12 protein-coding genes are annotated in these 20,331 nt (G+C 72.1%); 5 read left to right on the forward strand and 7 right to left on the reverse strand.

The annotated features are described in order from the left end of the window. A partial coding sequence (locus HMPREF3159_RS17930) for a hypothetical protein (protein ID WP_246821611.1) occupies positions 1-481 on the reverse strand: 481 nt, incomplete at its 3' end. Between the two features lie 325 nt (positions 482-806). On the opposite strand from HMPREF3159_RS17930, the gene HMPREF3159_RS17935 reads away from it, so the two are divergent. Continuing rightward, positions 807-1,919 (forward strand): ParB/RepB/Spo0J family partition protein, encoded by a 1,113-nt coding sequence (locus HMPREF3159_RS17935; RefSeq protein WP_246821612.1) that lies wholly within the window; start codon positions 807-809, stop codon positions 1,917-1,919. Positions 1,920-5,236: 3,317 nt separating this feature from the next. Here the strand turns inward: HMPREF3159_RS17935 and HMPREF3159_RS10820 are convergent. The 6 genes from HMPREF3159_RS10820 to HMPREF3159_RS10845 form a co-directional block, all read right to left on the reverse strand. Continuing rightward, positions 5,237-5,728 carry a hypothetical protein gene (locus tag HMPREF3159_RS10820; RefSeq protein WP_141748185.1) on the reverse strand — a complete coding sequence of 164 codons (492 nt, stop codon included), beginning with the start codon at positions 5,726-5,728 and terminating at the stop codon, positions 5,237-5,239. An 11-nt stretch (positions 5,729-5,739) separates the two neighbouring features. Then, positions 5,740-6,813: a thioredoxin-disulfide reductase gene (trxB, locus tag HMPREF3159_RS10825; protein ID WP_070501035.1), complete on the reverse strand. Its 1,074-nt coding sequence runs from the start codon at positions 6,811-6,813 to the stop codon at positions 5,740-5,742. Between the two features lie 85 nt (positions 6,814-6,898). Further along, positions 6,899-7,465 carry a hypothetical protein gene (locus tag HMPREF3159_RS10830; protein WP_070501036.1) on the reverse strand — a complete coding sequence of 189 codons (567 nt, stop codon included), beginning with the start codon at positions 7,463-7,465 and terminating at the stop codon, positions 6,899-6,901. After that, a complete protein-coding gene (locus tag HMPREF3159_RS10835) occupies positions 7,462-10,173 on the reverse strand; it encodes a protein kinase family protein (RefSeq protein ID WP_070501037.1) in 2,712 nt (903 codons plus the stop codon). The genes HMPREF3159_RS10830 and HMPREF3159_RS10835 overlap by 4 nt, the downstream gene beginning before the upstream one ends. Positions 10,174-10,228: 55 nt before the next feature. Continuing rightward, a complete protein-coding gene (gene murJ, locus HMPREF3159_RS10840) occupies positions 10,229-11,977 on the reverse strand; it encodes a murein biosynthesis integral membrane protein MurJ (protein WP_070501038.1) in 1,749 nt (582 codons plus the stop codon). Continuing rightward, positions 11,974-14,376 (reverse strand): DUF6049 family protein, encoded by a 2,403-nt coding sequence (locus tag HMPREF3159_RS10845; protein WP_246821613.1) that lies wholly within the window; start codon positions 14,374-14,376, stop codon positions 11,974-11,976. The genes murJ and HMPREF3159_RS10845 overlap by 4 nt, the downstream gene beginning before the upstream one ends. Before the next feature lie 96 nt (positions 14,377-14,472). Here HMPREF3159_RS10845 and HMPREF3159_RS10855 point away from each other — a divergent pair, with 96 nt between their 5' ends. The 4 genes from HMPREF3159_RS10855 to HMPREF3159_RS10870 all read left to right on the forward strand — a co-directional run bounded on the left by HMPREF3159_RS10855 (position 14,473) and on the right by HMPREF3159_RS10870 (position 20,302). Then, entirely contained in the window at positions 14,473-15,951 is a 1,479-nt protein-coding gene (locus tag HMPREF3159_RS10855; protein WP_070501041.1) for a CCA tRNA nucleotidyltransferase, read from the forward strand. Between the two features lie 171 nt (positions 15,952-16,122). Further along, positions 16,123-18,741 (forward strand): transglycosylase domain-containing protein, encoded by a 2,619-nt coding sequence (locus HMPREF3159_RS10860; protein WP_070501042.1) that lies wholly within the window; start codon positions 16,123-16,125, stop codon positions 18,739-18,741. Between the two features lie 2 nt (positions 18,742-18,743). Then, positions 18,744-18,956 carry a hypothetical protein gene (locus HMPREF3159_RS10865; RefSeq protein WP_070501043.1) on the forward strand — a complete coding sequence of 71 codons (213 nt, stop codon included), beginning with the start codon at positions 18,744-18,746 and terminating at the stop codon, positions 18,954-18,956. 602 nt (positions 18,957-19,558) lie between these two features. After that, positions 19,559-20,302: an MBL fold metallo-hydrolase gene (locus HMPREF3159_RS10870; protein WP_070501044.1), complete on the forward strand. Its 744-nt coding sequence runs from the start codon at positions 19,559-19,561 to the stop codon at positions 20,300-20,302. Positions 20,303-20,331: the final 29 nt, after the last annotated feature.

The raw sequence follows: 20,331 nt of genomic DNA on the forward strand, positions 1-20,331 counted from the left end.
CCGCCGAGCGACGCGGCCGCACCGCGGGCCGCTCCGGCAGCTCGTCGACGGCGAAGCGCTCCGGCGCCGGGACGGCCACCGAGGCCTCGACGACCTCCAAGGGCACTGCGGCGAAGCGCGGCGCGTCGAGCTCTGCGGGCACCGGGTCCCGTTCGACCGCGTCCAGGAGCACCGCGTCCAAGGGGACCGGCACCGCGTCGAAGGGCACCGCGTCGAAGGGCACCTCGGCGACGTCTGCTCCGTCGACGACCGCGAAGAGCTCGGGAACCGCGAAGAGCGCCGGGACTGCCAAGGGCACCTCCTCGTCCAGGACCTCCTCGCCCGCGAAGAGCACCTCCGGCTCGAAGGGCGCCTCCTCCCCGGCGAAGGGATCCACCGGCGCGAAGAGCACGGCCGGCGCGAAGAGCGCGGCCGCGCCCACGGCCGCCGCCGAGTCGACCGGCCCCGCGGAGGGCACCGCCGCCTCGAAGGACGCGAGCACGACGCCTCAAGCCACCTCGGCTCCGACCGCTCCCGCCCCCGCCCCCGCGACGGGCGGAGCAGTCGACGAGACCGCTCCGATCAGGACCGACGAGGTCCCGACCGCCGCCTCCTCGACGACCGAGCAGGAGCAGGCTTCTTCGCAGGCCGCTCCTGCCGCCGCAGAGAACGAGGCGACGGCCCCGGCGTCGAGCGCGCAGGATGCGCAGCCCGAGACCGCTGACGCGCCGGAGGGTGCCCCGCAGGCCGGCTCCGCGGAGTCGGAGGCCCCCGCGCGCGGCGAGGACAGCCCGGTCGTCGACATCGAGGCGGTCGAGTACACCCGAGTGCGCGACACCGCCCCGCCGGAGGACGCCGAGCCGGCAGCGCCTGCCGAGCCCTCCACGACCGAGCAGCCTGCTGTCACCCCTCAGGAAGCCCCTGCCCCTGAGAACAGCTCCGCGCCGGCCGACGGGCTCTCTCCGACCGATGAGTCCTCTGGGACGGACGCCGAGCGCGCAGCTGCGGTCGGTGCCGATGGGGATGCGCGCGACGATGCCGGGGAAGCACCTTCCGACGCTGTCGGGCAGCCCGACGCCGGCTCGGAGCGAGCTCCTCTCGAGAGCCAGGGCCTCGTCAGCGTCCCGGGCGCGGAGTTCGCGGAGATCCCGATCCACGAGGTCCGGGAGAACCCCCGCAACCCGCGCACCATGTTCGACGAGGAGGAGCTCGACGAGCTCGCGTACTCGCTGCGCGAGGTCGGCGTGCTGCAGCCCGTCGTGGTGCGCCCGATCCCAGTCACCGAGGACGGCGAGTCCTTCGAGCTCGTCATGGGCGAGCGCCGCTGGCGCGCCGCCCGCCGTGCCGGCCTCACCGCCATCCCCGCGATCATCCGCGAGACCAGCGACGACGATCTCCTGCGCGACGCGCTCCTCGAGAACCTGCACCGCACCCAGCTGAACCCGCTGGAGGAGGCCAACGCCTACCAGCAGCTGCTCGACGACTTCGGGTGCACGCAGGACGAGCTGGGAGAGCGCATCGGGCGCTCTCGCCCCCAGATCACCAACACGCTCCGCCTGCTGCGGCTCCCCGCCCTCGTGCAGCGACGTCTCGCCAGCGGGGCGATCAGCGCCGGCCACGCGCGTGCGCTGCTGTCCCTGGACGATCCGACCCTCATGGAGGAGCTCGCCCAGCGGATCGTGAGCGAGGGGCTCTCCGTGCGCGCCGTGGAGCGTCTGGTGGCACGTGGCGGGCAGCAGCAGGCTCCCCGCACCGTTCGTCGCAGCACCTACGACCCGCACGTCGTGGACCTGACGAGCCGGCTGTCGAACCGCCTCGAGGCGCCCGTGCGCATCGATGTGGGCAAGCGCAAGGGCAAGATCACCCTTGAGTTCACGAACCTCGAGGACCTCGAACGCCTCATGGGGAACATGGGCCTGGAGCTCCCGTCCTCGGAGTGAGTCGGGGAGTGCGGGGTCCGCGCCGCACCCGCTCGCTGGAGCGCTGACGTGCCGCGGCGTGAGACGTGCGCCATGCCGTCGTCCCGATGACGAGCGGGCTCCTCTCCTGACCGACAAGAGCGTGCTCGTCCCATCCCCTCGCCGGCCGAACTCCGCGTTCCCCCGCGAGGAGCACCAGCATCCCGAGGGGCCCTTCAGTGAATGGGCCCTCTTGAGTGAGAGCCGCGTCACAGTGCACGCGGATCTGGCATGGGCACTCCGTGTGTCATCTCCGGTCGGTGCACGCGGTGTGGACGCACGCGTCGTCCACTTCCCCCGCAGCCTCGCATCACCCCCGCATCGGGGCATCCTCCCGTGCCATCGGTGCAGGCCAGAGTGCTGAGCGGAGCTTGTCCACCGTTGTGCACAACTCTGTGGACCGCGTTCCTCCATCGGAGGCTGCCCACAGTTGTGTGCACCCCTGTGGAAGCGGAGTCCGTACGTGCCTCTGTCTCTCGTGGTTTCCCGGGAAACATGTGGCACCCCGCTGATATCGCGAGTGGCCTCGGCGGTCTGCGCCGAGATGCTCCGCTCTCCTGAGGGTGCCTGCGCGAGCATCTGATGCTTCCATACAGCGCCGGCTTCGGCTGACGCGCTCTGCTTTGGAGTTCCACGGGAAACCGAGTCGCGTGACGCTGGGACGTGCATTCCAGAGCTCGCGGTGGATGATCCTTGAAGGAGGAGAGTCCGTCGCTCCCGGGGGATGGGCTGCCCCGCCTCTGCCCTGCCTGTGGCACCCACATGGAACCGCTCTGTCTCGGGGGACTACTGCCGTATCTGTCTCAGTGATCCCGTCGTGCCACCTTGCCCACTGCACTGTTTCACGCGAAACGCTGTACGAGGTGCGCCGACCAAGCCTTCTGACCGCTCGTCTGAGGCTTCGCGCGACATCGGACATGCCGTAGGCATAGCTCCGGTGTCGATGTGTGGCCGAAGCCGGGGTAGGTAGCGGCTTCACGTGAACCGTTACTGGGTCGCTCCCCCTCCGAAGTGTCAACGGCGCTCGCTCTATGGACTGCGATCGACGTACACGCAGCGGAGGAAGCCCGTGCTGGAGCACCGCACAACCCTCGGGCCGCCGTCGTCTACCGCGAAGCACACGTGTCCGGGCACGATTGACTCCTTCGCAGCGGATGCCCTGGTCCGCGGCGTTGGTGCATCGTGATCTAGGGATCCACGTGAAACGAGCGGGAGCGTCCCATGTTCTGTGCGTGCAGCAGGATCGAGACCGACCCTAGTGGGACGCGTTCACTCTCCGGCTCGCAGCGAGTGCGTGGCGCGACGCGCTTCAGAATTGGACGGTAGAGGCCTTGAACCGCGTTTCGCGTGAACATCGGTTTCGCAGGCGGAGTTGCTCGCAACGACCGTGTCGTGTGTCCTTCTGACTGCGGTCGAGCAACTGCATGCCCATTGCCGGAGTCCGGCCCTTGGGGTTTCGCGTGAAACTGATGTTTGTGACGGTGATGCTGTACAGCCGCCCTTCCGAGTCCATCAAGCCTCGAGGAAGCGCCTGGCTTGCGCTCGAAGCTTCGTGTGCGTATCCATGCTGCCGTATACACGCTTGGGCGAACGTGCTCACACCTGTCAGTCTTATGGCAGTGTTTGCCGTGAAACATGGTGCGGGAACCTCCCGCTTGGGTCTGCGGGGACTGCTTCCCCCTGTGGATCTACGTCGGACCGCGCGCCGCCAAGGAAGAACTGACGATATCGTGCCGCGACTCGGCTTCGGTGGGGAGGCGGATGAGTTTCCCGTGGCACGCTGATAGGTACCGACTCCTGCATCGTGTGCCGCAGCCTAGAGCCGTGCGATCCCCTAGCCCAAAAAGAGCCTGCTTCACGTGAAATCCGCACTACGGCAGGGTGTCGGAGCGGTCCCTACACTCGCAGCACGACCGCTGGTTTCCCGTGAAACGGCGCGCGGACGCGCTCTGCAGGTCGTCAGCTGCAAGCCCTGCTTCGCCTTCCCGTCCCGTGCTGTCGACTGCGCGGCTCCGTCTCGCTCGAAGGGGCTGGTGCGATGACGTGGCGGACGAGGCGTCACGCCGAACTTGTACTGTGCTCTGTGCACTCTTGGTTCTGTTCGTTGCACGTGAAACGGGTGCGTGGATGATCTAGCCGCGTGGAGGAAATCGGGGCAGCGGCGACAAGTCCAGTACCTCATGACCAACGACTGAGCCGCTACCCACGTGACGGGGAGGCCTCCTCAGCCAGCTCTGAGCGCACGCGCATTCGGCGCAAGGAGTGTCTCCCGCGAGACACCGTTCGTCGTGAAACCCTTTGAGAAGCACACGGCTCCGCCCAGCGGATCACTAAGCGGACGCCTTCGCGGTCGGCGGATGCCTGGCTCAACTGATCAAGAGAGTTTCACGGAGAACATTGCGCCGTGAGGGTCGACGGGCCAGCGGGGCCTGACCGGGCGAGTCACACGTGACGTGCTCACTCTCCTCCCAACGCCAGCCCCTGTGCTCTCCCGGGCGGCACTGCTCTGTGGATCGGGCACGGAGCGCTGCTTCCCGTGCACCGGGCGAGTCGGTGGCCTTCAGCGCGGAAGGAGCGCAGCACGGAGCTTGGAGCTGTTGTTCGTCGTCTCGAAGGCTGCACGATAGCAGCGGACGCCCACGGGAGCGGACCGGTGAAGGGAGCGCCGTCCGCGCCGCCTGCCTTGTGATTCACGTGAACCATCGGCAATGATGCACACTGTGCAGAACCCTGTGGACAACCGCTGCAGACCAACAATCCAGGATGTGTCCTGAGGCACATCGGACGCCTTCAGCACATCCCCGAGCGAACGTCGGTTCAACCGCAGATCTGCTGAACCCCCAGGTCAGGGGCACTTCTGTGACAAAGGCCGTGGTCAGAGATGTTCCACCGTCATCCACACCAACCTGTGGATAACCTTGTGGAAAGACCAGGACCGGTCTGTGGATAGTTATGTGGATAGGGATGTGGATACACCGTCCGTGCACGTCAGCGCGGGCGGTTGCACCTGGGTTGACATGATGTGGACGACGCCTCGCATGACACGCATCGTCGGGCTCAGCGCGAGTCCGTCGCGTCGGCCGCGGCGTCCACCTCGCCAGGGTGCAGCCAGATGCGGACACGGCAGCATGTCGTCGGGACGTCGGCCCTCGAGAGCTCGTCCCGCGCGCGGGCGCGACGACCACGACCGGATCGTGAACACGGCGGGGCCGCTGAGCTCGTGCCGCGTGTGGGCGCGCAGGCCCGGCCTCGAGAGGGCGGTGAGGCAGCCGACGACCCCACGGCCGCAGAGGCTCCTCTCAACCTGCCTCGGGCCCGAGCTCTGCGTCCACGACGTGCTTGGGCAGCGCTCCACTTCTCCGGTGCGTGAGCCGCCACGCGCCGTCCAGGACGAGGTCCTCTCCCCCGGGGGTGAGGCCGTGCAGCTCGCTCTGCTCCCCGTCTTCGTCGTCGGTGACGAAGCGGAGCCAGGTGGGCAGGTGCTCGATAGCCCAGCGGTCCAGGAAGGCGTCCTCCGGGTCCTCGACGAGGAGGCACTGCATGGAGGTCCCCCAGCGCCGGGAGAGCTCCGTGAGCAGCGTGGGGGCGGGACGGGACGGCGCCGCCCAGTCCGCGCTCACCAGCACGAGCACCGGCACCCGCTCCGCGTTCCTCGGTGCGTCAGGCGGGCCCTCGCCGTGGGCGCGCTGCTGCGCGGGCAGGACGACGTCCGCCCTCCCCGCGCTCCCCCGGGAGGGGACGCGAGGAGGGCGGACGGGGGACTCGGGCTCGGGCACTGCCGGCTCGGGCACCGCCGGGACCGTCACTGCGAGACGGCCTCCACCACGGGCTGCTCGGCGTCGGCCGCGGCGTCGATGCCGGCGGCGCGGTCGGCGAGCCAGCGCTCGGCGTCCAGCGCGGCCTGGCAGCCGGTGCCGGCGGCGGTGATGGCCTGGCGGTAGGTGTGGTCCACGACGTCGCCGGCGGCGAAGACGCCGGGCACGGAGGTAAACGTGCTGCGGCCCTGGCAGACGATGTAGCCCTCGTCGTCCAGCTCGAGCTTGCCGCGCACGAGGTCGGTGCGGGGCAGGTGGCCGATCGCCTCGAACACGGCGGAGGTCACGAGGTCGCGCTCCTCGCCGGTGACGGTGTCGCGCAGAGTCACGGACTCGACCTTGTCGCGGCCGTTGATCCGCACGATCTCGCTGTTCCACGCGAAGGTGAGCTTCGGATCGGCCTCGGCGCGGCGCGCCATGATCTTCGAGGCGCGCAGCTCGTCGCGTCGGTGCACGAGGGTGACGGACCTGCCGAAGCGGGTGAGGAAGGTGGCCTCCTCGACGGCGCTGTCGCCGCCGCCGACCACGACGATGTCCTGGTCCTTGAAGAAGAAGCCGTCGCAGGTCGCGCACCAGCTGACGCCCTTGCCGGAGAGGTCCGCCTCGCCGTCGATGCCGAGCTTGCGATAGGCGGAGCCCGTCGTGATGATCAGCGACTTCGCGCGGTACACGGTGCCGTCCTCGAGGGTCACCTTCTTCACGTCGCCGTCGAGCTGCAGATCCACGGCGTCCTCGTAGACGACTTCGGCGCCGAAGCGCTCGGCCTGCTCCTGGAAGGAGGCCATCAGCTCGGGGCCCTGCACTCCCTCGGGGAAGCCGGGGAAGTTCTCGACGTCGGTGGTGGTCATCAGCGCGCCGCCCGCGTCGAGGGCGCCCGCGATGACGATCGGCTTCATCTCGGCGCGCGCCGTGTAGATCGCGGCGGTGTAGCCGGCCGGGCCGGAGCCGACGATGACGACCTCGTGCACGGTGCCGTCGTCGTCCGCGGCGGGCTGCACGAGCGGCTGCGCGGCCGGCGCAGGGCCGCCGAGGATGTTGAGGGCCTGGATCGGCTGGGTCATGAGGGTGTCCTTCCGTGGAATGGGGCGGAGGCGGTCGGCGGGAGGACCGCTGTCCAGTATGGGGGCTCGGGAGGGGCCGACGGGGTCAGAGCGAGCCGATCATCACGTGGCCGGCCCAGAGCCGGTCCTGGCCGGGGTCCTCGTCGTGCGCGCCGGTCCCGCAGGTGGGCAGCACGACCGTCGCGGAGATGATGCCGCCGTTCGCGCGCAGCGTCTCGCGGTCCACGGGACCGTGGACGAGCAGCCAGCCGGTGGTGTCCTCCCCGCCCCATGAGACCTCCTCCATGATCAGGATCGACTCGGTGATGCCCTGCTCCTGCTGGCACTGCGCGGCGTCGAAGCTCGTCATCGGCTGGATCGTGCCGGTGTCGACGAGCCGCTGGACCTCGGTGCCGACGCTCGCCTCCGTGACAACGGTCAGACCGGCGGAATTCTTCCCGGTGCCGGAGCCGGAGTCGACGGAGGCACCGGTCATGTGGGAGGCGCTGGTGGTGGATTTCTCCAGCGCAGTGGCGAGCTGCACGCCGAGCAGGGCCGCGATGATCAGGGCGAGGATCATCATCGGCAGCGGGATGCCGAGCACCGAGCGGATGCGCGGCCTGCCGGTGCCCGCACGTCGTGCGGGCCCCCGGCGCACCTCGCGGGGGGTCATCCGACCTGGATCTCCGCGATGCGGGCGCGGTAGCGGCCCTGCTCGTTGCTGTCCGGGGGCAGCTCCGGGATCCACAGCGCGACCTTGTCGGCCTCGACGGGCTCCGGGGTCTCGAGCAGAACCTCGCCGTCGCCGGCGAGCTCGCCGCTGGCGAGCACGTCGCCGAGGGAGCCGTCGTCGTGCACGGCCCGCAGCTCGATCAGCCCGCCGCTGTTGCGCGCGGTGGTGACCTTGACGGTCCTGAGCGTGGACTGCTCGGCGAAGGTGAGGCGCACGCCCGCCCCCTCCTTGAGGCCGCCGTAGTCTGCGCTCTGGTAGTGCTTGGTCGACCAGAAGGTCCCCGGGTCCCCGTCGGTCATGCGGTCCTGCTGATCGGCGTTGTCGGGCTCGAGGTCGGTGCCCTGGGTGAACACCTCGACGCCGGTGAGCTCGGGGGCGGGCAGCTCCGGCTCCTCCGTGTCCGTCGGGGTCGGCTCGGCGGGCGCCTCGCCGGTGTCCTCCTCGACGGGAGCGGTGGTCTGGGGCGTGGCGGTCGCCAGAGGGTCGTCGATGATCTCGCGGAGGTCGCGGGTGATGGCGGTGACGGCCAGGACCAGCGCGAACATCACCACGATGACGCCGCCGACGATGATCCACTGCGACTGCAGGGAGCGCTTCTCACGGTCCCGGGGGCCGAGGGCGAAGGTGTCGGGGTCGTCGGCGTCGACGGCGACGCCGACCACGTCGCGCAGCAGGGAGCCGCGCGAGTGCGGGACCGTCGTCTCCTCGGGGGTCTCGTCCAGGTAGGAGGTGCGGCGGCCCTGGACCACGATCGGGCCGGTCTCGTGCGCGGCGGGATCTGCGGCGGCGCCGACGGCGGGCATCGCCGCGGTGGGCTCGTCCTCGCCTGCGGTCCTGCTCGGCTCCGCAGTGCTGGACTGCTGGGGAGCGACCGACGGGGTGGGGGCGGCATGGTCCGCCGTCGGCGCGATCGCGCCGGTCCCGGGCTGCTCGGCGCGCCCGTCGCTGCCCGCGGGCGAGCCGGCGGGGCTCAGCGGCCAGTGCGTCCCCGAGGTGCGCGAGGGGATCTGCTGCGTCGCCTCGGGCTCCGCCGACGGGGGCTGTCCTGCCGACGCGGACCGCTGGGTCGACGGGGACTGCTGGGTCGACGGGGACTGCGCCGCGGCGGCGCCTGCGGCTCCTGCCGCGCCTGCGGCTCCGGCGAGGCCCGCCGCGGCCGCCGCACCGGTTCCGGACACGGCGGAGTCCTGCTCCGCGTCGGTCGCCCGAGCGGCCTCCGCCTGGGGCCGAGGGGGCTGGGTGATGTCGAGGTGCCCCGGGAAGGGGCTGGTGCCCCGCTTCTCGTCGAGATGCAGGTCCTTCACGAGGATCGCGGCCGCCGCGGAGTGGTCCTCCCGCGGCGCCGCAGGCGTCTCCTCGCCGGCAGGGGCGTCCTGGTTCGAGGAGGAGCCGTCCACCGTGGACAGGCCCTCGCCCGTGGTGGCTGTGCTCGCCGCGGGAACGGAAGCGGTCTCGCTCGCCGAGGCCTGTGCCTCGTCCACTCGAGCGTCCGCCGACTGCACGTCGACGGACGGCTCCTCGCCAGCGCGCTCCGCGGCGTCGTCGACGGCCGGCAGGGCCGCCGGCCTCTCGCCGGCGTCGCCCTGCTCCACGTCAGCAGGCCCGGCGTCATCAGGGCCGTTCTCGGCCGGGGCAGCATCAGCCGAGATGGCATCGGTCGACGTGGCGTCGACGGCGTCATCAGCGGCGTCGGAGCCGGCATCGCCGCCGGTCACCCCCGCGCCCGAAGGCTCCTGTGCCGACGCCGCGCCCGCGACCACGGCGGCACCTGTCACCGCACCGGCCGCTCCGGCAGCGGCAGCCCCGGCCCCCGACCCCCCGCCGGCGGCACCGCGCGGATACGCCTCGAAGGTCACCGGGATGGACTGCCACGGCTCGAGCGCCTCGATCAGCCCGCGGGTGGTCTCGGGGATGTCGTCGGCGGACTCGTTGAGCACCAGGTCGCACAGCAGGTCGAGGTCCGCGGGGATGTCGGTGTCCACCAGCGTCGAGGGCCGCGGCACGGTGCCGGTGCCGTCGTGCTGGGGCGTGCGGCCGGTGAGCGCCCGGTAGAGCAGGGCGACCAGCGCCGCGGTGTCCTGGAAGGAGGCGACCTCCCGGGAGCGGTCCAGGCCGGGGTGCGAGGCGGCCTCGACGCCGATGCCGAGGATGTGCACGCCGCCGGAGCGGGTGTCGACGAAGACGCGGTTGGAGTCGAGGAACTGGTGGCGCACGCCGCGGCGCCTCGCGGCCTCGAGACCGGTCGCCGCCTCGCCGATGATCGCGCGCGCCGTCTCGGGATGCATCGGACCATCGGTCAGCAGCGCCGCGAGCGGCGGGGCGGGAGGCATCGGGTACTCCACGACCGTCGTCGGCCCGTCCTCGGGCGCGCCGGTCGCGGTGGTGTCGGACCCCTCCCGGGGGTCGTCGAGCACGACGATCTCCCGGACGGGCATCAGACGGGGCTCCTCGACCAGATAGGCGCGGCGCACCGCGTCGGCCGCCTCGAGCGCGGCCTCACCGCGGACGATGAACAGCACCACGGGCTCACCGGTCGCGACGGAGCGGGCGCGGCGCCAGACGGCGCCGTCGGCCACGCCGGACAGCGGGATCCTGCCCTCGAGGGTCCACCTCGCGTGCAGTGCATCCTGCTCGGGGTTCGTGCTCACGGACCCTCCCTCTCCTCGTCCGGCGGGTCGATGCCCGTCATCTGCGTCGACCATGCTACGAGGTCGCCCCCGCTCCACGACGACGCAGCCTCAGGGCCAGGCGTCGCGTCGCACCGACCAGCTGGCGCACCTCCGGCACGCGCAGCACGTGCCCCGCCGCCGTGAACACCACGATCATCACCGCGCCGATCACCATGCCGAGCACCACCGCGAGCGCGCGGTGCTGCCAGATCAGGCCATCGAGGAGGGCCACGAGGCCCGTGCCGGCCGCCCAGCTCACCGCGCCGGCGGCGATCAGCCTCCCGAGCAGCAGCGCCTCGGCGCGCAGGCTCGGCGGCGCCACCTCGTGCCGTGCGGCATGACGTCGCAGCTGCCACAGCCCGAACAGCCACGCCAGCAGGTTGCCGAGGCTGGTGGCGCCCGCAGCGCTCATCGCCGCGTACCGCGGGTCCACGAGCGAGAGGATCACCGGCACGGAGATCAGCGTGACCGCGGCGATCGGGATCTGCGCGAGGAACGGGGTGCGCGCGTCCTCGTAGGCGTAGAACAGCCGCTTGATCAGGTACAGGGACGCGAAGGGCATCAGGCCCAGCATGTAGGCCACCAGCACGCTGCCGTTGGCGCGCGCGCCGATCTCTCCGGTGCCGCCGCCGATCACCCACATGATCGGCCCGGACAGGGCGACGAACACCGCCGTGCACAGCACCATCGGCACCGACAGCATCCGGTTGGTGTCCGTGTAGCGGGCCAGCGCCCCGGCATGGTCCTCCGCGGCGGCGCTGCGGGAGATGGACGGGAACGCGGCGGTGACCAGGGTGACCGCGATGATGCCCTGCGGGATCATGAACGCGAGATACGCCCATTCCAGCGTCAGCAGCGCCGGATAGCGGGCCGCGAGCTCGGGTTGCCCCTGCAGCTGCTCGGTCATCCGCACCGCGCCGCCGGTCGCCCAGCGGGACGCCCAGATGCCCAGCTGCCCGAGCCCCAGCATCGCCAGCGACCACAGCCCGATCCGGGAGAGCTTGCCGAGCCCGAGGCCGCGCAGCCCCCACTTCGGGCGCAGGCGCAGGTCGAGCTTCTTGACGTACCAGAACAGGAACACGACCTGCGCCGCGGAGCCGCCGACGTTGATCAGCGCCATCGCTGCGATCATCGGGATCGTCCACTGCGCGGGATCGCCGACGGTGCCCCACAGACCCAGGAACAGCGCCGCCCCGACGATGCCGACGAGGTTGTTGAGCACCGGCGCCCACTGGTACGGGCCGAAGGAGTCGTGGGCGTTCAGCAGCTGCCCGCACATCACGTACAGGGCCGAGAAGAAGATCTGCGGCATGATCCAGTAGCCCAGCTGGACCGCGAGCGCATAGGTCGCCGGCGGCAGCACGCCGCTGGTGAGGGTCAGCAGCAGCGGCACCGCCACCATGCACACGACGGTCACGCCGAGGGACAGCACCGCGACCAGGGTCATCAGACGCGAGATGTAGTCGCTGCCGCGATCGGGCCGTTTCACGGCGCGCACGATCGCGGGCACCAGGATCGCGTTCAGGGTGCCGCCGCCCACGAGCAGCCAGATGGTGTTGGGCAGGGTGTTCGCGGCGGAGAAGGCGTTGGCCGCCGAGGACATGGAGCCGCCGAGGATCGCGCCGAACAGGAAGTTCCGCACGAAGCCGAGCAGGCGGGAGACCATCGACCCAGAGGCCATGAGCACGCTCGCCTGCAGCAGCCTCGAGCGGCTGGAGGGGCTGCCGTGGCGGCGATGGCGGGGTATGTGATGAACCCTGCGGACCCGGCGGGGGGTGCTCATCGGGGGTCCTCCTCGGGGGTGTCGTCGGGGTCGTGGTCAGGGGAGTCGTCGGGATCGGGGGCCGTCGCGGGCCCGTCGGCCGCGTCCCTGTCGCGGTGTCTCGCCCGTTCGGTCCAGGTCCGCTCCGGCACCGAGGTGTCCAGCGTGGTGCGGCCCGTGCGGGCGAGCTCCTCCGGGTCCTCGGGGCCCCGGATCGCGGGGGCGCGGGTGCTGGAGCCGGTGCGGCGCGCGCGGGCGACGCCGACGATGACCAGCAGGCCCATCGCGATGACGAGCAGGAGCGTGGTCCAGTTCTCCCACGACGGGTTCACCGTCAGCGGCACGTCGACGGGGTCGGTCAGCTGCCGGTCGTCCTCGGTGGTGAGGGTGGTGGTGAGGGTGACGGAGCCGTTGGCGACCGCCTCCACGTCCACGCTCGCGTTGGTCTGGCCGTGCGCCGGGACGGTGACCACGGCCGGCTCCCCGACCTGGACCAGGGGCCGGTCGGAGGTGACCGTGACCTTCACCGTGATCGGGGTGTCCATGCCGTTGGTGATCGTGATGGGCACGGCGGCGGTGTCGGAGACGACGTTGTAGCCGGAGGCGGGGACCACCTGGATCCGGTCCTGCAGGGCGTCGGCCCGCTCGGAGGCGTCCTGCGCCCGGGAGGCCGGGGTCTCGGAGGCGCCGCGCCAGGCGAGGGAGGTCGCGCCGAGGATCTCGCGGCGCGCGGCGTCCAGCGGGGTGTCGTCCTCCATCGCCTCGCCGAGCGCGTCGAGCCGGCGCCAGGTGCCCTCGAGGTCCTCGAGGACCGCCGGGTCCAGCAGCTGCGCCTCGGTCCTCTCCTCGAGCACCCGCCAGCTCCCGTCGGACGGGCCGGAGGGGTGCACGTCCCCGGCCTGCAGCCGGCCGAGGGCGTACGGCTCGCCGCCGTCGGCGCCCGGATCGGTGGTCCATGCCTGCTGGTCCGCGGTGTCCAGCAGCGTCGAGGTGCGGCCCGACTCGATCCAGGGCGCCTCGGCGAAGGCGTCGAGCACGGCACCGGCGGCCGCGGGGTCCAGGTCCGCCCCGGCCGACGGGGAGATCAGCAGGTGGCGGGGCGCGCGGGAGTACTCGGAGGCGATCGTGGCGGTCTCGGCGAGCAGCCGCTGACGGGTCTGCTCCGCGTCCGAGTCCCCGGTCAGCTGCGAGAACTCCTCGGAGAGCACGGGATCGGGGGCGAGCACGGACAGCTGCGCGCCCTCGGTGCGGGAGGACTCGTACACGCCCACCGAGCTCGGGGTCACCGTGGAGCTCGGGTCGGGGCGCAGCGAGCTGGAGGGCACCACGGCGGCGGTCGCGCCGACCTCGATCGCGTCCTCGAGGGCCTCGGCGCCCGCCTCCGCGCCGGGGACGCCGAGGACCTGGGCGCGGGGCGAGATGCCGCGGGCCTCCCACACCCCGTCGGCTGCGTCCCGGGCGGCGCCCTCGAGCAGCATCGCCCCGGACTCCCGCAGGCTCACCAGGTCGGCGCCCGCGTAGGGGGCGGCGAGCACGGTGCGCTCGCCGACGGCGGCGTCGAGCTCGTCGGCGATCGCGGTGGACGCCGGGTCGGGGCGCAGGGGCGGCGCGGCCGAGGAGCCCTCCGCCTCCTCGCCGCCCGCGGTCTCGGACTCGGGCAGGGTCGGCGGATCCATCAGCGCGGGATCCAGCCACCAGTCGACGTCCTCGCGGGCGGCGAGCGCCCGCAGAGCGGCGAGCCGCCCCTGCTCGGCGGAGGCCGCGTGCTCCTCCGGGGCGAGCACCGCGGAGGCGGCGTCGGACTCGGACACCGGCAGCAGCGTGGACTGGGTGACGGTCTCCTCCGCGCCGTCGGGCCGCCACACCGCGAAGGTGCGCAGGCCCGCGAGCGGCTCGTCGTCCGCGACGGCGGTGAGGGAGACGCGGCGGGTCCCCCAGTAGTAGGTCTCCTGCGAGTAGCCGAGCTCCTCAGCGGTGGCCTCGACGACGAGGGTGGTGCTCTCCCCGGGCGCGAGGCTCGCGGGCGGGGTCCCGGAGGCGGTGGCCAGCGCCGGCCCCTCGACGTCGGGCCCGGCCTCCGCCTGCCAGCTCGCGAGGGCCTCCCGGTCGGTGACCCGGGAGGTGCGGGTGCGCAGCTCGAGGTCGAGGTCCGTCAGCGGCGCGGAGGAGGCGTTGGTCACCTCGACCTCGGCCCGGAGCGTGCCGCCGGGGGCGAGGGAGGTGGGGGTCAGTGAGACGAGGTCCATGGTCACCGGCGCGTCGTCGTCCGAGACGGGCGGGGCCGACGGGTTCTCCGCAGGCGCGGCCTGCGCGCCCGGGAGCGCGGTCGCCGGGCCGCTGACCAGCACTGATGAAGCGATGACCAGTGCCGCCAGCAGTGCCGCGAGCACCGGGCGCACGGCAGGCAGGGACGACGGCATGGGGACACTGTAAGCGGCCGCTACCGTAGAGGCGCCGAGGAGGCGCGCCCGCCTCCACGACATCTCCATCCCCTCCTCCCCTGGACAGGACCGCCCGTGACCGACCCCGCCGACGAGACCGCCGAGCGCCTCGCGACCGCCCGCACCCGTGCCGCCTCGATGTTCCGGGCCCTGCCCGAGGAGGTCCACGAGCTGGGGAGGCTGTTCGAGGCCGCCGGCCACGAGCTCGCCCTGGTGGGCGGGCCGGTGCGGGACGCGGTGCTGGGCCGCTCGAGCGCCGACCTCGACTTCACCACCTCCGCCCGCCCCGAGCAGACCGAGGCGATCCTCCGCTCCTGGACGCGGGACGGGGCGATCTGGGACATGGGGCGCGACTTCGGCACGCTCGGCGGGGTGCGCGACGGGGTGAAGGTCGAGATCACGACCTATCGCACCGAGTCCTACGACCCGGCCTCCCGCAAGCCGCAGGTCGAGTACGGCGACACCCTCGAGGGCGATCTCTCCCGCCGCGACTTCACCGTCAACGCGATGGCGGTGCGCCTGCCCTCCCTCGAGCTGGTCGACCCCTTCGACGGTCTCGCCGACCTCGCCCGCACCCTGCTGCGCACCCCGGTCGCGCCCGGGCAGTCCTTCGACGACGACCCGCTGCGGATGATGCGCGCGGTCCGCTTCGTCGCCCAGCTCGGCTTCCGCATCGAGGACGCCACGGCCGACGCGATCGAGCGGCTCGCGGAGCGGATCACGATCGTCTCCGCCGAGCGGGTGCGGGAGGAGCTGGTCAAGCTCATGCTCGGCGCCCACCCCCGCGGCGGCCTCGAGCTGATGACCGAGCTGGGCCTGGCCGCGCACGTGCTGCCCGAGCTGCCGGCCCTGCAGCTCCAGATCGACGAGCACCACCACCACAAGGACGTCTACGAGCACACCCTCACCGTGCTCGACCAGGCCATCGACCTCGAGAGCCCTGCCGGCTCAGGAGAGCCCTGCGAGGGCCCCGACCTGGTGCTGCGCCTCGCCGCGCTGATGCACGACGTGGGCAAGCCCGCCACGCGCCGCTTCGAGGACGGCGGCGCGGTGACCTTCCGCTTCCACGAGACCGTCGGCGCGAAGATGACCGCGAAGCGGATGAAGGCCCTGACCTTCGACAAGGACACCACCAAGAAGGTGGCGCGCCTGGTGGAGCTGCATCTGCGCTTCCACGGCTACGTCGACTCGCCGTGGACCGACTCGGCGGTGCGCCGCTACGTCACCGATGCCGGCGACCTGCTGCAGCACCTCCACCGTCTCACCCGCGCCGACGTCACCACGCGCAACCGGCGCAAGGCCCGCACCCTCGCCCGCGCCTACGACGAGCTCGAGGCCCGCATCGACCATCTCGCCGAGCAGGAGGAGATCGGGCGGATCCGTCCCGACCTCGACGGCAACCGGATCATGGAGATCCTCGACCTGCCGCCCGGCCGCGAGGTGGGCGAGGCGTACAAGCATCTGCTCGAGCTGCGGATGGAGCACGGTCCGCTCGGCGAGGAGCGCGCCGAGCAGGAGCTGCGTGACTGGTGGGAGGCCCGGACCGAGGGGTAGGGGCCCTCGGCGCGTCGCCCGGGGGCGGTGTGAGCGAGGCCGCACGGCTCGTGCACACCCTGTGTGTTTCGCCGCCGGATCGTTCCGTCGGGACCGGGTCGTGCCCATACTGGGGAGCTGGACGCTGCCGCGCCCTCATCCGTCCGTGCCCCCGAAGGACCAGGAGCAGCCATGAGCGAGTCCCGACGCCCGTCGAGCGGCGGCGGCAACCGCCGCGCCGCGGGTGTGCGCCGCACGCCCTCGGGGAAGTCCGCCGCGGGCGGCGCCGCCAAGGGCAGCAGCCGCAGCGGCTCCTCCAAGAGCACCGGCAGCGCCAAGGGCACCAGCCGCACCTCGTCGAAGGGGACCTCCGGCGCAGGGACAGGCGCCGCCGCCAGCACGTCGGCCGCCTCCGCGAGCTCCGCGAAGCGCCCCACCTCCCGCACCTCCGTGAGCGCCCGCCACGTCGGCGCGGCCCCTAAGGGCGGAGGGAAGGGCCGCGGGAAGAAGGTCGCCGCGACGAACTTCCTGAACTACCCCCGCGCCGGGAGGAAGAACCCCTGGCGCTGGATTCCTTCGCTGCGCATGATCGTCGGCGCCATGGCGCTGTTCGTGCTGGCCGGGCTCGGCTTCGCGGTGTGGCTGTACAACGACACCGAGGTGCCCGAGCCCTCCGACTTCGCGCTCGCCCAGACCTCCCGCGTCTACTTCGCCGACGGCGAGACCGAGATGGGCAAGTTCAGCGAGATCAACCGCACCGAGCTCCCGGCCGACGAGATCCCCGACAACGTCAAGCAGGCCGTCGTCGCGAGCGAGGACTCGAGCTTCTACGAGAACCGCGGCGTCTCCCCGCGCGGCATCGTCCGGGCCTTCGTCAACAACCTCCAGGGCGGGGCCCGCCAGGGCGGCTCCACCATCACCATGCAGTACGTGGAGCGGTACTACACCGGCACCGAGACCTCCTACGTCGGCAAGGCGAAGGAGGCGATCATGGCGCTGAAGGCGGACCAGGAGCTCTCCAAGGACGAGATCCTCTCCCGCTACCTCAACACCATCTACTTCGGCCGCGGCGCGTACGGCGTGCAGGAGGCCTCGCAGGCCTACTTCGACAAGGACGCCTCCGAGCTCACCGACGCCGAGGCCGCGCTGCTGGTCGCCGTGATCCCGAGCCCCTCGACCTACGACCCGGCGAACGACCTCGAGGGCGCCACTCAGCTGTGGGACCGGGTGATCACCCGTCAGGTCGCCGAGGAGCAGATGACCCCCGCCGAGGCGGACGCCCTCGAGTTCCCCGAGACGGTCGAGCCGAACTCCGAGAACTCCCTCGGCGGCACCAACGGCTATCTCCTGTCGCAGGTGCGCAACGAGCTGATCGCCAAGGGCTTCACCGAGGACGAGATCAACACCGGCGGCTTCACCATCGTCTCCACGATCGACCCCGCGATCCAGGAGAACACCGTGCAGGCCATCGAGAACCTGCCCGAGGACCGGCCCGAGAACAACCGCGTGGGCACCGTGACGATGGACCCCTCCACCGGTGCGATCCGCGGCATGTACGGCGGCGCGGACTACGTCACCCAGGCGCAGAACGACGCGACCCAGTCCCGGATGCAGGCCGGCTCGATCTTCAAGACCTTCACCCTCATCGCCGCGCTCGAGGACGGCTACCCGCTGGACTCCCGCTGGGACGGCAACTCGCCGAAGACCTTCCGCGGCGGCTGGACGGTGAAGAACTTCAACGACGTCGACTACGGGCGGGTGACCCTCGAGAAGGCGACCACCAACTCGATCAACACCGCCTACGCGGAGGCGAACCTCGAGGTCGGTCCCGAGCGCACCCGGGAGACCGCCGTCGCGCTGGGCCTGCCCGAGGAGACCCCGGGCCTCACCGACGACGCGGCGAACGTGCTCGGCTCCGCCTCCCCGACGGTCGCGGAGATGGCCGAGGTGTACGGCTCGATCGCCTCCGGCGGCGTGCACCGCGACAGCTATGTCGTGCAGTCCGTGACCCGGCCCGACGGCTCCTCGCGCTACGAGCACGAGACCACGGACACCCAGGGCATGGACGAGGAGGTCGCGATCAACGCGACCGTCGCCCTGCAGGGCCCGCCCACCCAGGGCTCCGCGCGCGACCTGCAGAACGTCATGGGCGGCCGCCCGGTCGCCGGCAAGACCGGCACCTCTGAGAGCTTCCGCTCGGCCTGGTTCGTGGGCTTCACCCCGCAGCTGGTCACCGCCGTGGGCATGTTCCAGCCCTCGGCCGACGGCACCTCCGAGGAGACCCTGACCCCCTTCGGCGGCGAGGACAACATCACCGGCGGCACCTTCCCCACCCAGATCTGGGGCGACATCATGTCGGCCTCCCTGGAGGGCGAGGAGTACCTCGAGTTCCCCGAGCAGGTGCAGCTGGACAACGAGACGCAGGAGCGCAGCTACGTCCCGCCGCCCACGCAGGAGCCCGAGCCGACCCAGGCCCCGGAGCCGACGCAGGAGGAGCCCAGCGAGGAGCCCACCACGGAGGAGCCCACCGAGGAGCCGACCACGGAGGAGCCCACGACGGAGGAGCCCACCACCGAGGAGCCGGAGCCGACGGAGGAGCCCGAGCCCACCGAGCAGCCCCCGTCGGAGGAGCCGCCCGCGGACGAGGAGCCCCCTGCGGACCAGCCCACCGAGGAGCCGCCGGCCGACGAGCAGGGTGGCGACGAGGAGGCCGACGCCGGCCTCCCCGAGGTCGAGGATCTGCTGCCCGGCGAGGGCCAGGGGCTCGGCGGCGGCCGCGAGGGCCGCGGCGGCAGCCGAGAAGGGGACTGACCGTGGCCACCCGCTGCGAGCAGTGCCGCAACCGGATCCGCGGGACGGTGCACCGCTCGATCACGGGACGCCGACTGTGCGAGAGCTGCCACACCCGCCTGATGGGGCAGACCGCCGGCTTCATGGCAGGCGGCGGCGTCCCGAACGCGATCTCGACCGGCGGCTGGTTCGCCCGCGCCAAGCGCGCCATGCGCGGGAACCGGTCGGAGGGCTGATCGTGAAGCCGACCAGGGAGCGCCCCTACGCGGAGGCGGATCTCGAGGTCGGCCCCGAGCGCACGATGGAGACCGCGATCTCGCTCGGCCTGCCGGAGAGGACCCCAGGCCTGGCCGCGGACGCCTCGAACGTCCTCGGCTCCGCCTCTCCGACGGTCGCGGAGACGGCCGAGGTGTACGGCTCGGCCGCTTCCGGCGGCGTGCACCGCCACAGCTACGTCGTGCAGTCCGTGACCCGGCCCGACGGCTCCCGTGGCGCTGCAGGGCCCGCCCACCCAGGGCTCCGCGCGCGACCTGCAGAACGTCATGGGCGGCCGCCCGGTCGCCGGCAGGACCGGCACCACCGAGGAGCCCGCCGCCGAGGAGGAGAACGGCGAGGACGCCGAGCAGCCCACCGAGGAGCCCGGGGCTAGGAGCAGGCGACGGGGAGGCCGACGCCGCAGGACCGCCGACGGGCGATGGCGAGCAGGGCGCGGCCGGGCAGGGAGCCGCCATCGGGCGCGAGGGGAACCGCCGCGGCTGACCGCCGGAGCCGACCGGTCGACCCGTGACCCGGGGTCGACCCCGCGCGTAGCCTCCCTGCACCCGAGCAAGGAGGACGAATGCTCACCCCTGATGTGGCCCCCGGCGTCCATCGTCTCGCCCATGCGCACGTCAACTGCTATCTGATCGAGAGCAAGGACGGGCTGACGCTCGTCGACGCCGGCCTCCCCGGCCTCTGGCACGAGCTCGGGATGGCGCTGCGCCACCTCGGGCACCGCCCCGAGGACGTCCGAGCGCTCGTGCTCACCCACGCCCACTTCGACCACGTAGGCGTCGCCCGACGGCTCGTCGAGCGGCTCGGCATCCCGGTGCTCGTCCACCCGCTCGACGCCGAGCTGGCCGCCCACCCCTACCGCTACGCGCACGAGAACCCCCGAGCGCTCTACCCCCTGCGGCACCCGCGCGCCCTCCCCGTCCTGGCACGGATGCTCGGGGCCGGCGCGGCATGGGTGAAGGGGGTGGAGCACACGGGCGCGCTCACCCCCGGCGAGACCGTCGACGTGCCGGGCTCCCCCCGCGTGATCGCGACCCCCGGCCACACCTTCGGGCACGTCGCCCTGCACCTGCCGCAGCGGGATGCCGTGCTCTCCGGCGACGCGCTGGTCACCCTCGACCCGTACACCGGGCGCACGGGACCGCGGATCATCGCCGGGGCCGCCACGGCCGACAGCGCGCTGGCCCTGCGCTCCCTGGACCCGATCGCCGACACCGGTGCCTCGACGGTGCTGCCCGGCCACGGGGACGTGTGGACGCGCGGTGCAGGCGAGGCCGCCGAGCTCGCCCGTGGGGAGGGCCCCTCCTGATCTCCTCGGACCGCTCGGACGGTTTGGTT

Origin of the sequence: Brachybacterium sp. HMSC06H03, from assembly GCF_001807385.1 — a bacterium.
Classification (GTDB): domain Bacteria; phylum Actinomycetota; class Actinomycetes; order Actinomycetales; family Dermabacteraceae; genus Brachybacterium; species Brachybacterium conglomeratum.